7 protein-coding genes are annotated in these 13,364 nt (G+C 69.9%); all 7 read left to right on the forward strand.

Going from position 1 to position 13,364, the window contains the following annotated elements:
- Nucleotides 1-104 precede the first annotated feature (104 nt).
- Entirely contained in the window at nt 105-1,532 is a 1,428-nt protein-coding gene (locus BN3001_RS02195) for a PD-(D/E)XK nuclease family protein (protein ID WP_058270206.1), read from the forward strand.
- Nucleotides 1,529-4,942, forward strand: coding sequence for a UvrD-helicase domain-containing protein (locus tag BN3001_RS02200; RefSeq protein ID WP_058270207.1), 3,414 nt, complete (start codon nt 1,529-1,531; stop codon nt 4,940-4,942). Before BN3001_RS02195 ends, BN3001_RS02200 begins: the two co-directional genes overlap by 4 nt.
- Before the next feature lie 147 nt (nt 4,943-5,089).
- Nucleotides 5,090-8,998, forward strand: coding sequence for a DNA polymerase III subunit alpha (gene dnaE / locus BN3001_RS02205; protein ID WP_058270208.1), 3,909 nt, complete (start codon nt 5,090-5,092; stop codon nt 8,996-8,998).
- A 54-nt stretch (nt 8,999-9,052) separates the two neighbouring features.
- Nucleotides 9,053-10,918 carry a nitrilase-related carbon-nitrogen hydrolase gene (locus BN3001_RS02210; protein ID WP_058270209.1) on the forward strand — a complete coding sequence of 622 codons (1,866 nt, stop codon included), beginning with the start codon at nt 9,053-9,055 and terminating at the stop codon, nt 10,916-10,918.
- A gap of 61 nt (nt 10,919-10,979) precedes the next feature.
- Nucleotides 10,980-11,633, forward strand: a complete 654-nt coding sequence (gene ruvC, locus BN3001_RS02215; RefSeq protein WP_058270210.1) for a crossover junction endodeoxyribonuclease RuvC — start codon at nt 10,980-10,982, stop codon at nt 11,631-11,633.
- Complete coding sequence (gene ruvA / locus BN3001_RS02220; RefSeq protein WP_058270211.1) at nt 11,630-12,259, forward strand: Holliday junction branch migration protein RuvA; 630 nt, start codon at nt 11,630-11,632, stop codon at nt 12,257-12,259. The genes ruvC and ruvA overlap by 4 nt, the downstream gene beginning before the upstream one ends.
- Nucleotides 12,259-13,329, forward strand: a complete 1,071-nt coding sequence (ruvB, locus tag BN3001_RS02225) for a Holliday junction branch migration DNA helicase RuvB (protein ID WP_058270212.1) — start codon at nt 12,259-12,261, stop codon at nt 13,327-13,329. Before ruvA ends, ruvB begins: the two co-directional genes overlap by 1 nt.
- Nucleotides 13,330-13,364: the final 35 nt, after the last annotated feature.

The raw sequence follows: 13,364 nt of genomic DNA on the forward strand, positions 1-13,364 counted from the left end.
GGCATCCGAAGTGTAAACTAGTCAGGCTGTGTTTCTTGAGGGGACAGCTGTGTCGAGTGCCCGAGCTCGCCCGGCTGCCTTGAGCGGCGCGGCAACCATAGGATGTGGTCCGCTGGGGAGGGCGCGACGAGCTGTCCCTGCGCAGGCTCGCGTTTGCCTCCCTGGTCAGGCTCCCTCGCCGCCACCTGGCGCTCGAGCGCTCGCTCAGGGACGGCACGCTCAAGGAGCGCTGGCCCTCCGTCATGCTCACCGAGCTCGTCTCCTGCTATGGCGCACAAGATGCGGGGGACGTGGGCACGTCGCTCGAAGTGCTGACCCTTGACGAGTCTCATGCCGAGGCAAACTGCTCTCCCTCGGGCAGGGCGTCCCGTTTCGTGGGCACGGAGGCCCTCGCGGCGTCGGGGCACGTCTCCGCGCGGCTCCAGGGCCAGGTCGTGGTGCCCAACGAGGGCAGCGACCGACTTCCGCACGGACGTCCGCTCCTGTCGGCCTCGCAGCTCGAGAGCTACCTCGAGTGTCCCTACAAGTGGTTCAGCCTTCGCAGGCTGGGCCTACAGGAGTCGGACGCGGGCTTCACGTCCATGGAGATGGGGACCTTCGCCCACCGGGTGCTGGAGGTCACGCATAGGTCCCTGCTCGAGGAGGCCCGCCAGCGCCTGCTCGCGAGCCGGGGACTCGACCCGCTCTGCGAGCTGCCCCTCACGGAGCGCATGGGGGCCTCGCGCGTCAGGGAGGGAGACGACGCCGCCCTGCGCCATGCCCAGCAGATCCTCCTGGACGAGTTTGAGCTTCACCTGAGGCATCAGTTCCTGAGCCGGGGGCGTCGCGCCCGCTCCCAGGCGCTCGTCGCCCACGACGCGACGGACGAGGGGCAGATCGAGGCGCTGCGTCAGGACCTGCTCTCGACTCTCGAGTACGAGTCGGGCCTGTTCGTGGGCTTTGAGCCGCGCCTCTTCGAGTGGGGCTTCGGCCGCGACGGCGAGCTCGTGGACTACGCGGGCTGCTACCTTCAGGGGACGGTGGACCGAGTGGACGTCGACGCGCACGGCCAGGCGGTCGTCATCGACTACAAGCATCGATCGCCCGGGTCGTTCGTGGGGGAGTACGGCGTCTTCGACAAGGGCGGGCCGAACGAGGGCGAACCCTTCGCGCTGCCGCGACGCGTGCAGTCGCTCATCTATGCCCAGGTGGTGAGGAGACGTTACCCCGACCTGCGCATCGCGGGTGCCGTCTATCTGGGGAGCAAGGGGGCCCACGCCCTCGCGGGCGCCGTCGCGGCCAATCTCGCCGACCGCGTCTTTGGCTCGCGCGCCCCCGCCGCCTCCGCCCTCGCCTCCATGTGCGTCCCCGAGGATCTCAGCTTTGGCCAGGACGGGCGGCGAGGCCTGTCGGCGCTGCTCGACGCCACCGAGGACGCCATCGCAGAGAAGGTCCGCGAGCTCATGGCGGGCCGCATCGAGGCCGACCCCGTCGATGACGCGGCCTGCCAGTACTGCCCCGTCATGAACTGCGACAAGAGGAGGTCGTCGTGAGCCGTGTCGACCTGACGGGTCTGAGCGACGAGCAGCGCAGGATTGCCATGTCGCTCGGCGAGCCCCTCTTCGTCGAGGCGGGGGCGGGCTCGGGCAAGACCTTCACGCTCACCCGCCGCCTCGCCTGGGCCCTCTCGCCCGGCTCGGGTCCCGATGGGGGACCGTTCCTCGACGACCTCTCCCAGGCGCTCGTGATCACGTTCACCAACGCCGCCGCGCGCGAGATTCGCGAGCGCGTGCGCGGCACGCTGCGCGCCGCCGGCATGCGCGAGGCCCTGCTTGGCGTCGATGCCGCCTGGATCAGCACCATCCATGGCATGTGCGCGCGCATCCTGCGGCGGCATGCCCTCGACCTGGGGATCGACCCCGAGTTTGCGATGGCGGGGGCCAACGAGGAGCAGCTCCTCAAAGGCCGCGCGCTGGAGGAGGTCGTCGGGTCCGCCTTTCGGGCCCGCAGGGGCGACCGGGGGCTGAGCCTGCTGTTCGGGGAGGCGTCGCTGGGCGTGGAGCGTCCCGGCGCCCGGCGCAGCGGGGCGTTGGGCATGGTCGAGCGTCTGTATGACCTGTCGCGCACGCTGCCGGACGGCTTCGACGGCATTCGCCTCGCCGCCCCCGCCGACGTCGCCGCCACGATGGACGCCCTCCTCCTGTCCTATGAGATGCTCCATGCGCAGAGGCTGACGGAGGCCGCCGCGCGTCGGGTCGATCCGGCGCTCGAGCTTCTGCGGGGGTTTGCCCAGACGCCGCCCGCTGTGCGGGACGTCGATGCCGCCCTCGCGCTCGCCGAGCGCCTTGCGCGGATAGGCCTTCCCTCGACGCGGTCCAAGGCCTTTGGCGACGCCGCGCGCGAGGCGGGCCGCGCCTTGAAGAGGGCGCGCGCGACGTTGCTTCTCACGCGCATGACGCCTGCCGTCGAGGCGGCGCTGGGCCTGGCGAGGCGGGTGGGCGAGCGCTTCGACGAGCTCAAGCGCGCCCGCTCCGTCCTGGACAACGACGACCTCATCGGGCTCGCCCTGGCCGCGGTGCGCGACAACCCGCAGGTGGCGGCAGAGTATGCGGACAGGTTCAAGCTCATCATGGTTGACGAGTTTCAGGACACCGACGCCCGCCAGCTCGAGCTCGTGCGCCTGCTCGCGGGCGGCGAGGCGTGCCGCGTGGCGACGGTGGGTGACGCCCAGCAGTCCATCTATCGCTTCAGGGGTGCCGACGTCGACGTGTTCAGGAGCCATGGGAGGAGCGTCGGCAGCGCGGGCCACGTGCGCATGGCCACGAACTATCGCAGCCATGCCGCCGTGCTCTCGTTCGTGGACGCCGTCTGCGGAGGCGGGCGGGGCGTCCTGGACGACTTCATGCAGCTTTCCCCCTCCCCGAAGCGCCAGGACCGCTACCGGGCCCATGACCTGCCGCGCGTGAGCGTGGAGGTCGTCCTCAGGGAAGGCGCGCCGACGTCGGAGGCCGTCGACGTCATGGCCGACTCCGTCGCGGGGCGCCTGGCAGCCTTCGTCGAGGCGGGACAGCGTCCGGGCGACATGGCGCTGCTGCTGGGGACCACGACTCACGCCTCCGCCTACATCGACGCCATCCGCGCCCGGGGACTGGAGTGCGTCGTGACCGGCGGGTCGACCTTCACCAGCGCGCCGGAGGTCGGCGTCGTCGCGTCTCTGCTGCACGTGCTCGCCAACCCGCATGACACGGGGGAGGGGCTCTTCCCCCTTCTGGCCAGCGAGCTGTTCGAGCTCGACGCCGACGACTTCGTGATGCTGGGCACGCGCCCCCAGCTCGTCCTTGACGCCCCCACGAAGCGCTCGATAGACCGAGGGATCGCGTCCATGACCTTCTACGGCGACGTGGCGCCCTCCCTGCGTCTCCGCCTTGCTCACGACCTGATCCTTCGCGCCCGCAGCCGCCTGCGCCGCCAGAGCGTGGCGGACGTCTGCCTGGGCGTGGCGCGCGAGTCCGGCTGGCTCGCCCGCCTTGAGGCCCAGGGGCAGGAGGGCAGGTCGCGCGAGGCGAACGTCCTCGCCGCCGTCGAGTACGTCCGTGACCTGACCGACGAGCTGGGGATGGGCGCGGCGCGCGCCGCCTCGGAGTTTGACGCCTGGCTCCAGCTCTCCAAGGTGCCCCCGTCCACGCTGGCGGTCAGCGCTCGCAGCGCCGTGCGCGTCATGACCGTCCACGCCTCCAAGGGGTTGGAGTTTCCCGTCTGCGCCGTTGCGGAGTGCTGGTCAACCCCCCGCCCTCCCTCTGGGGTGGTGGCGGGCAGGCTGACGGGCGGCGAGGTCCACGCCGTGCTGGCGCCTCCCGGCGCGCGGCTCGACGAGACGTGCGTCGAGGCAACGGACGACCCGCGGGACATCGCGGAGGTCTGGGCCGCCCTGCGCGCGGGCGAGAGGGAGGCCGAGGCCCAGGAGAAGACGCGCCTGCTCTACGTGGGCCTCACGCGCGCCCGCGAGGCGCTCGTCCTGGGCCTGAGGGCCGACCTCCTGAAGGGGGGCGACGTCGCCGCAGGCCTGGCATATGACGTGCTGGACGCGCTCTTTGACGGGGTCGTGCCCAGGCCCGGCGCGGGCGAGCTCGAGGGGCCCGAGGGCGGACGGCTGGGAAGCTACCGCTGCCTGAGGGTGTCTCGGGCCGATGGGGCGACGGTCGTCGACGGCGCGACGGACGGGCCCCTCGCACCCGACGTCGTCTGCTCGGAGTGCCCGGATCGGCGGGCCTTCGACCTGTATGAGGTCGAGTCGGGGGACCTGTCGTCCCTCGTGACCATGGCGGACGCGCGCGACGGCAGCTTCAGCTACTCCTCCGTGGCGTCCCGGATCTCCGCGTCCTCGCACGTCGACGCCAGCATGACCTCTGACGGGGCGGACGAGGACAGGGCGACCAACCTCGGGTCTGCCTTCCACGAGCTGGCGCAGTCGCTCGTGGAGGCCCCCGGCGAGGCGCCGGACGCCCGCCGCCTGGACGCCGCCGCCCGTCGCTGGAGGCTCTCGTCGCGGTCGCGCGCCCGCCTCGAGACGGCGTTGGGGCGCTGGATGGGATCGGCGCTGCGCCTTGAGGCCCTCGCGCATGACGTCGTCCGGGCGGAGCTGCCCTTCTTCCAGCACGTCGAGAGCGTCCACGGCAGTCACGTGACGGGCGCCATCGACCTGTTGTGCAGCGACGAGGGGGCCGAGCGCGCCCTCGTGGTCGACTACAAGACCGGCGACGCCGGGCTCGGCTGGGACGAGCTGCGGGCCCGTCACGCGATGCAGGCCAATTTTTACGCCAAGGTGCTCATGGGCGCCGGCTTTTCGGAGGTTGACTGCGCGTTCTGCTGCGTCGAGCGCGACGCCGCGGAGCTGGGGGGCGTCCCGGGCCAGCCGGTGGTCGTGCGCTGGCACTTCGATGAGCGCGAGCAGCCCCGCTGGTAGCGCCGTCGGGTCACGGTCATGGATTTTTGCTGGTTGTTCGACCTGCGCGAACGGGCGCGCGACCAGCTGGGAGGGCGCCTTTGCGCCCTCGTGCGCACCCGTTGTTGGGCTATGCTCTAGCGGGCGGACATCAAGGCAAGGGGCGGCATGGCATTCGTACACCTTCACAGCCATTCGGACTTCTCGATCCTGGACGGCGCGGCGCGCATCTCGGACATCGTGGGCAGGGCGGTCGAGCTCGGCATGCCGGCGGTCGCGCTGACGGACCACGGCTACATGTTTGGGATCCCCAACCTCGACCTCGAGTGCCGCAGGTACAACGAGGAGGCGCTCGCCATGCGCCAGTGGAAGCGCGACCTCGAGTGCTTCCAGAAGTCCTGGGAGCTCACGGAGCCCGAGGCCGACCCGCAGGACGCCCCCCGCTATGACCGGGCCCACGCCCAGTGGGCATCGGACCGCGATGTCTGGGAGTCGTCCTCCCACGACATCGAGGCGGTCCGGGCAAACCGTCCGCCCCTCAAGATCAAGCCCATCTTTGGCTGCGAGGCCTACTTCATCAAGGGCGACCACGTGGAGCGCGGAACGCGAGAGCGTCGCTACCACCTGATCCTGCTCGCCAAGAACGAGACGGGCTACCACAACCTGCTCAAGTGCATGTCCGAGGCCGCCGGCCACGAGATGATGTACTACGGGAAGCCCCACACGACCCTGCCCATGCTGCGAAAGTACCACGAGGGCGTCATCTGCCTCAGCGCCTGCGTGCAGGGCGTCATTCCCCAGTGCGTGGTGTCGGGCCAGCCTGACGAGGCGCGCCAGTGGGCCCTCACCTTCAAGGAGCTCTTCGGGGACGACTTCTACCTTGAGGTCCAGGACCACGGCAACGTCTTCGAGGGCGGCTGGGACGACCGCCGCCTTGACGAGCAGCTGGTCAGGCTGGGACGCGAGCTTGGCATCAAGGTGGTCGCCACCAACGACTTCCACTACCTCGTTCGCGACGACGCCCCCACGCAGGACCTCCTCTCCTGCATCGGCAAGGCGACGACGCTCGACGACCCCAAGCGCATGCGCATGCGGGGCAGCGAGTACTACCTCAAGAGCGAGCAGGAGATGCGCGAGCTCTTCTCGTGGTTGCCCGAGGCTGTGGACAACACCGTCGAGGTGGCCGACAAGTGCGACTACGAGCTCGACTGGTCCAGCATGTACCTGCCCTCGTTTCCTGGCCTGCGACCGGGGGAGACCGCCGAGGAGCGCTTTCGCGCGGAATGCGAGCGCGGCCTGGCGAAGCGCTACGGCGACGACTGGCGTGACGTCACGATCAACGGCGTCAACGTCCGGGAGCGCTTTGAATACGAGTATCAGGTCATCTGCGACAAGGGCTTCGCGAACTACTTCCTCATCGTCCAGGACTACGTCCAGTGGGCCAAGGACAACGGCATCGGCGTGGGGCCGGGCCGCGGGTCGGCCGCGGGCGCCATCGTCGCCTACGCCTTGAACATCACGACCTTCGACCCCCTTGAGAACGGTCTCATGTTCGAGCGCTTCCTCTCGCCCCAACGCTCCGAGATGCCCGACATCGACATGGACTTTGACGACGAGCACCTGCAGGACGTGCTCGCCCACGTCCGCGAGGTGTACGGCGAGGACCACGTCTGCAAGGTCATCACCTATTCCACGATCAAGGCCAAGCAGGCCATCAACGACGCCGCCCGCGTGCTGGGGCAGCCCGTCTACGTGGGGCAGCGGCTGTCAAAGATGCTCTCCAACGACCCCAAGCTCTCCCTGGAAAACGCGCTCCACAAGAACGAGAGGCGGCCCGACCAGTACTCCCCGGACTTTGAGCGGGCCTACCGTGAGGACCAGGTCGCGCATCAGATCATTGACGCAGCCCTCTCCATAGAGGGCATGACCCGCGGCGAGGGCGTGCATGCCTGCGCGACCCTCATCGCGCCCACGCCCGTCACCGACCACGTGCCCACGAAGCTCGACACCAAGGGCAACGTCACGATCACCCAGTACGAGGGTCATTCCGTGGCGGACATGGGCCTGCTCAAGATGGACTTCCTGGGTCTGCGCACCCTGACGGTCATCAACAAGGCGCTCGACAACATCCGCGCTGCCCACCCCGGCCCCCAGGACGTCGCGGCCATGCCCGAGGCCGTGAGGGCCTGCCTCAAGCCGTCCGCGCGCGGCGTCGACATAGACGTTGACCTCATCGACTTCTCGGATCCCAAGATCTACGAGCTTCTGGGCTCGGGCCATACGGCGGGCGTCTTTCAGGTGGAGTCCGCCGGCATGACGGCCACCATCAAGAACATGCAACCTCGCGAGTACAAGCAGATCGTGGCACTCATCGCCCTGTACCGCCCCGGCCCGCTGGGCGCCGGCATGGTCACGAGCTACATCAACCGCATGAACGGCAAGGAGCCCGTCGTCTTCTACGACGACCGACTCTCGAGCATCCTGGACGAGACCTACGGCACGATCGTGTACCAGGAGCAGGTCATGCAGATCTCGGTCAAGATGAGCGGCTTCTCGGCCGGCGAGAGCGACTCGCGCATTCGCAAGCCGGTGGCCAAGAAGAAGATCAAGCTTTTGACCTCCACCGTCTTTCACTGGGACGACGGCAGGGACGAGACCACCTACGACCACTGGATGAACGGGGCGCAGGGCAACGGCTACGAGCGCGACGTCGCCCAGAAGATCTGGGACGACGTCCTGGAGTTTGCCTCCTACGCGTTCAACAAGTCCCACTCGGCGGGCTACGCCATCCTCGTCATGCAGACGGCCTGGCTCAAGGCGCACTTCCCCAAGGAGTTCATGGCCTCCGTGCTCACCTCCTACATGGGCAAGACCGAGAAGATCGTGCACTACGTCACGGCCTGCCGCCGCGAGGGCATAGAGGTCCTGCCGCCTGACATCAACGAGTCCGGCCGCGACTTCACCGCCACGCGAGAGGGCGTGCGCTTTGGCTTTGCGGGCATCCGGGGCGTCGGCGCCGGCGTCGGCGAGGTCATCATGCGCGAGCGCGAGCGCGGCGGCCCCTTCAGGAGCCTCCATGACTTCGTGGACCGCCTGGACGGCAGCCAGGCGAATCGTCGCGTCGTCGAGGCGCTCATCAAGGCCGGCGCCTTCGACTCCACGGGATACCCGCGCAAGCAGCTGCTCGGCTTCGTGGACAAGGGCGACCCCATGAACATAGTCGACGCGGCCGCCCGCCGCCAGAAGGATCGCGCTTCAGGGCAGAGCTCGTTCTTCGACCTGCTCGCGGACGTCGCGGGATCGGGCTTCGACGAGGAGGTGCCGCCGCCGGATCCCGCCGACGAGTGGGACCGTCACACCAAGCTCGCCCAGGAGCACGAGGTGCTCGGCCTCTACGTCTCGGACCACCCGCTCGCGCCCTACGAGTACGCGCTCTCGAAGGCGCGCGATTACGCCATCAGCGAGCTCTCCGAGTCCGAGGAGGTCGTCAACGCCGCGGACGGGTCCACCACCACGACCTTCAAGGTGCCCGAGGGAAGCTCCTTCAGCCTGGCGGGCATGGTCCCCACCGGCGGCGTGGCCAAGAAGGTCACCAAGAAGGGCGACCAGATGGCCATCGTCACCCTCGAGGACATGGAGGGCGAGATCTCCGTCGTCGTGTTCCCCAAGGCGTACAAGGAGTGCGCCGCCGCGCTCGAGGGCCAGATCGACCCCCAGACGGGCGAGCGCGTGGGTGACGTCTTCATCAAGGTCGTTGGCAAGCTCGAGCGCGGCGACAGGGGAGACCAGCTTATCGCGAGCTCGGTCGAGAGCCTGGAGCTCTCGGACAGGACGAACAGGCCCAAGGTCTTTGAGGTCTGCGTCAGCGCGCGGCTCCTCTCCCAGGAGCGCATGGAGCTCTTTCAGTCCATACTCGTGCGGTACGCGGGACTCGACCGGGTGGAGCTCCTCGTCGAGAGCGACGCCGGCGACCTCATGCGGCTCCTGCTCCCGACCAAGGTCGACGCCCGCAACGCCATCCTCCTGGCCGAGGTCGAGGACTTCGTCGGCAGGGAGGGGCACGTCGCGTATGCGTAGGGCCGCACCCGCCCGCGCCGCGGGGCCTGTGAGGGCACCTGAGGGGAGACGAACATGAAGCTTGGCATCGCGCAGACGAACACGCGCCCCGGCGACCTCGAGCGCAGCGCGGCGCGCATCCGCACCTATGCCCGGATGGCCGCCAAGGACGGTGCCGACCTCCTGGTCCTGCCGTCCTGCGCCCTCACGGGCTACGAGCTCGTGAGGGAGGCGGACCAGGTGGGCTTCCTCAGGGACCTGGTGGCGACTTTGGCCTCCCTCGCTGCCGACGTGGCCTGCCCCTGCCTGGTCTCGGTGCTCGTCGGCGTCGAGGGCGTGGGCGTCCAGGAGCCCGTGCTGCTGAAGGACGGTTCGGTCAGGCTCCTGGGGATGTCGGGGAGCCTGGCCGACCTCCTGGCAAAGCGGGACGACGCCCCGCGCGACGAGCTGGCAACGAAGGAGGGGCCGCCCCTCTTCGACATCGCCGGGGAGCGCGTCGCCGTGTCGACGTCGCCGGACGACCTCGACCGGCTGAGAGGTCGCGACAAGGGCGCCACGGTCGTCGTGTACCTGGACGACCAGGGGTTCTGCGTGGACGATCCCGCAAGCGCCCTGGGGGCCGCCGTCGTCGAGGGCGGCTTCGTCCAGGACGCCCGGGACATGTCCTGCTGGCTCTGCGGCGTCGGCGGGGTGGGCCTGTACGGAGAGCGCGTCTTTGGCGGCTCGAGCTTCGTCCTCTCGCCCGCCGGTACGCTCGTCGCGTGCGGTCCCGCCTTCGAGGAGGGCCTCGTGCTCTGCTCGCTTGATGAGCGCGCCCCCGTTGACCCCAGCCGCGGCAACGTCCTCTTTGACCAGACCTTTCATCTGTGGCAGGTGCTCACCCTGGGCCTTCACGACATGGTGGGCAAGTACGGGGGAGGCCGCCCCGTCGTCCTCGGGCTTGACGGGACCCTGTCCGCCTCCCTGCTCGCCCTGCTCGCGACCGACGCCCTCGGGCCGACGAGGGTGCACGTCCTCGTGTCCGCGCGACGCGACGAGGACGCGCGAAGGTCCCGCGAGCTCGCCGGCCGCCTGCGCCTTGACGTCCAGGAGCTCGACGACGCCCTCGTTCGCGCCGCCCAGGGCGACGAGGCGCTCCAGGAGGGCATCGCGCAGGCCCGGATCGCCGCCTGGGCCCGCGAGCTCGACGGCCTGGTGCTGTCGTCGCGGGACAAGACCGACCTGGCGCTGGGGCTGAGGTCGCAGCTGCCCACGGCCGCGTTCGCGCTGCCGTTGGGGGACGTCTATCGCTCCGACATTCTCGACCTCGCGCGCCTGCGCAACACCATCTCCCCCGTCCTGGGAAAGGCCCAGCTCACCCGTGCCGATCTGCCGGACCTGCCGGGACTGACGCTCCTTGGGCCGTCGGTCGAGGAGACGGTCTTTGCCATCGACGCGATCCTGCTCGAGCACCTCGAGGGACGTCACGGCCTGCGCGACGTGTCGGCCGTCACCGGTCGCTCCCCCGCGTACGTGAGCCGGGTCCTCGAGGCGCTCGACGAGGCGGAGCCCTGGCGCGTGGGGACGCCGCTCGTCATCGCCACGAGCTCGGCGCCCCTGGCCGACAGCCGCACGTCGCTGGGCCTGGCGTGGCGGCCCGACGGCTCCCTGGGCGACCAGGCGCTTCGTGACGACCTGGCCCGGCTGTCCAAGGAGGCGCTCATGGGAGCCGCAGGTGACGGCGCGCCGGCGCCGCCGGAGGCAGGGCCCTCCGCGGCGGATGTCGCGGGGCAGCTCTCCGAGGTCATGACGCTTCTGGGCGACCTTGCCAACAGCGGGCTTCTGCCGCGCCAGAACCTGGAGGGCCTCCAGGAGTGGCTCGGCGCCCGGCGGGCCGGCAAGGCCGGGGACAGGCCCGCGGGCGGCGTGATGCTCTGGGGACCTCCCTTCTCGGAGAACTGAGCGGCGCTATGCTATAGTTAGAACGAACGTTCTATCACATCGGGCAAGGTGGGACATTGGCATGATCGTCCTAGGCATAGACCCCGGCCTGGCACACACGGGATGGGGCGTCATCGAGACGCGCGGCTCGACCTGCCGCGCGCGGGCCTACGGCTGCGTGAGCACGGACGCCTCGCTCGCCATCGACGTGCGCCTGGGAAGGGTCTTTGACGAGATATCCCGCATCGTTGCGACCTACGCCCCCTCGCAGCTGGCCATAGAGAAGGTCTTCTTTGGCGAGAACAGCAGGTCCGCCATGGCGACCGCCCAGGCGCGCGGTGCCGCCATCGTCGCCTGCGCCAAGGCGGGCCTTGAGCTGGGCGAGTACACCCCCATGCAGATCAAGCAGGCGGTGGTGGGCACCGGGTCGGCAGACAAGCGCCAGGTCATCTTCATGGTGCGCACCGTCCTGGCCCTTGACCACGATCCCCGTCCCGACCACTGCGCAGACGCGCTGGCGGCCGCCATCTGCCATGCCAACCTCGCCCTCACCCGGCGGCGCCGCCGCGACGCGGCCGCCGTCCAGATGCTCGAGCAGGAGCAGGCGCAGCGTCGCCTCGAGCGCGCGCTGGCCCGCGACGTCACCGCCGCAGCCACCGCGACGCACGTGGCGGGCGGCGGTCGCGACCGCGCGGCTTTCAGCCACGTACGTCAGAGTAGGAGAAACAGCCAATGATCGCCCAGCTGACGGGTACCCTTGTTGAGCTCGTGCCCCCCATGGCCCTCATCGACGTCGGTGGCGTCGGCTTTGAGCTGGGAGTCTCCGCCAACACGGCGGCACAGCTCCCGCCGGCGGGAACCGCCGGCGTCACGCTCTTGACCAGGCTCCTCGTCAAGGAGAGCTCCCTGGAGCTCTTCGGCTTCGCGACGCGCGAGGAGCGCGCCGTCTTCGACCGCCTCATCGCCGTCTCGGGCGTCGGCCCCAAGCTCGCGCTCTCCGTGCTCTCCACCCTCACGCCGGCCGCCCTTGCCTCCACGGTCGCCCTCCAGGACGCCGAGCGCATGGCACAGGTCCCCGGCGTGGGCAAGCGCAAGGCGCAGCGGCTGCTCGTGGAGCTTGAGGGCGTCTTCGCCAAGGACGTCACCCTGCGCGGCCTCGTCGGGGCGCAGGGCCAGGACGCTCCCGCGCCCTCGCGCCCCGCCGGCGCCGAGGCCCTGGTGGCTGAGGCCACCTCCGCCCTGCTGTCGCTTGGGTTCACCCAGCAGGAATGCGAGCTGGCCCTGGCCGACGCGGACGCCGCCGGCTCCTCGGTCGAGCTCCTCGTCGCCGGCGCCCTGCGTCGTCTGGGAGGTGGCGCCTGATGTGGGAGGCGGCTGACGAGGACCTCTTTGCGTCCGAGAGCCCGTCGTCGCGCGTCCGGGGCGGCTCCCGCGGCGTGACGGGCGAGCTCACGGCCGACGACCTGGAGGTCGAGCGTGGCCTGAGGCCCAAGACGCTGGATGACTACTGCGGCCAGGAGCGCGTCAGGGCCAACCTGCGCGTCCTCATCGCCGCGGCCAAGGAGCGGGGCGAGAGTCTTGACCACGTGCTCTTTTCGGGCCCTCCCGGCCTGGGCAAGACCACGCTCGCCGGCGTCCTGGCCAACGAGATGGGCGCCCGCCTCAAGACGACGTCGGGGCCGGCCATCTCGCGCACCGGCGACCTCGCGGCCATCCTCACCAACCTCGAGGAGGGCGACGTCCTCTTCGTCGACGAGATCCACCGCCTCAACCATCAGGTGGAGGAGGTCCTCTATCCCGCCATGGAGGACTTTTGCCTTGACATCGTCATCGGCAAGGGGCCCGCCGCCCGCTCCATTCGCCTGGATCTGCCGCGCTTCACCCTCGTGGGCGCCACGACGCGCACGGGCCTGCTCACGGGCCCTCTGCGTGACCGCTTCGGCATCTCGTACCGCCTTGACTACTACACGATCGACGAGCTGTCGCAGATCGTCTGCCGCTCGGCCCGCCTTCTGGGCGTGCAGGTGGACGCCCGGGGCGCCTCGGAGATAGCGAGCCGCTCACGGGGCACGCCGCGGCTGGCCAATCGCCTGCTCAAGCGCGTGCGCGACTATGCTCAGGTCAAGGCTGACGGCCTCATCAGCTGGGAGGTGGCCGCGCGGGCCCTCTCGTTCTTTGAGATCGACGAGATGGGCCTCGACTGGATGGACGCGCGCATCCTCGTGGCGCTGACCAAGACCTTCAGGGGTCGTCCGGTGGGGCTGTCCACCATCGCCTCGGCCGTGGGCGAGGACCCGTCGACGCTTGAGGACGTCTATGAGCCCTACCTGCTTCAGCAGGGGCTCCTTGTGCGCACGCCCCAGGGTCGGCAGGCGACGGCGCTTGCCTTCGAGCATCTGGGCGTCGCCGTGCCGCCGGACGGCACGGCGTGACGGGCGTCTCGACCGGGGGGCCGCGGCGCCCCGAC

Source organism: Olsenella massiliensis (assembly GCF_001457795.1).
GTDB lineage: Bacteria > Actinomycetota > Coriobacteriia > Coriobacteriales > Atopobiaceae > Olsenella_F > Olsenella_F massiliensis.

What these genes read in the sequence shown, in the direction of transcription:
- dnaE (WP_058270208.1), top strand. Translation starts at nt 5,090, where the DNA reads ATGGCATTCGTACACCTTCACAGCCATTCGGACTTCTCGATCCTGGAC.
- BN3001_RS02210 (WP_058270209.1), top strand. Translation starts at nt 9,053, where the DNA reads ATGAAGCTTGGCATCGCGCAGACGAACACGCGCCCCGGCGACCTCGAG.
- ruvC (WP_058270210.1), top strand. Translation starts at nt 10,980, where the DNA reads ATGATCGTCCTAGGCATAGACCCCGGCCTGGCACACACGGGATGGGGC.
- ruvA (WP_058270211.1), top strand. Translation starts at nt 11,630, where the DNA reads ATGATCGCCCAGCTGACGGGTACCCTTGTTGAGCTCGTGCCCCCCATG.
- ruvB (WP_058270212.1), top strand. Translation starts at nt 12,259, where the DNA reads ATGTGGGAGGCGGCTGACGAGGACCTCTTTGCGTCCGAGAGCCCGTCG.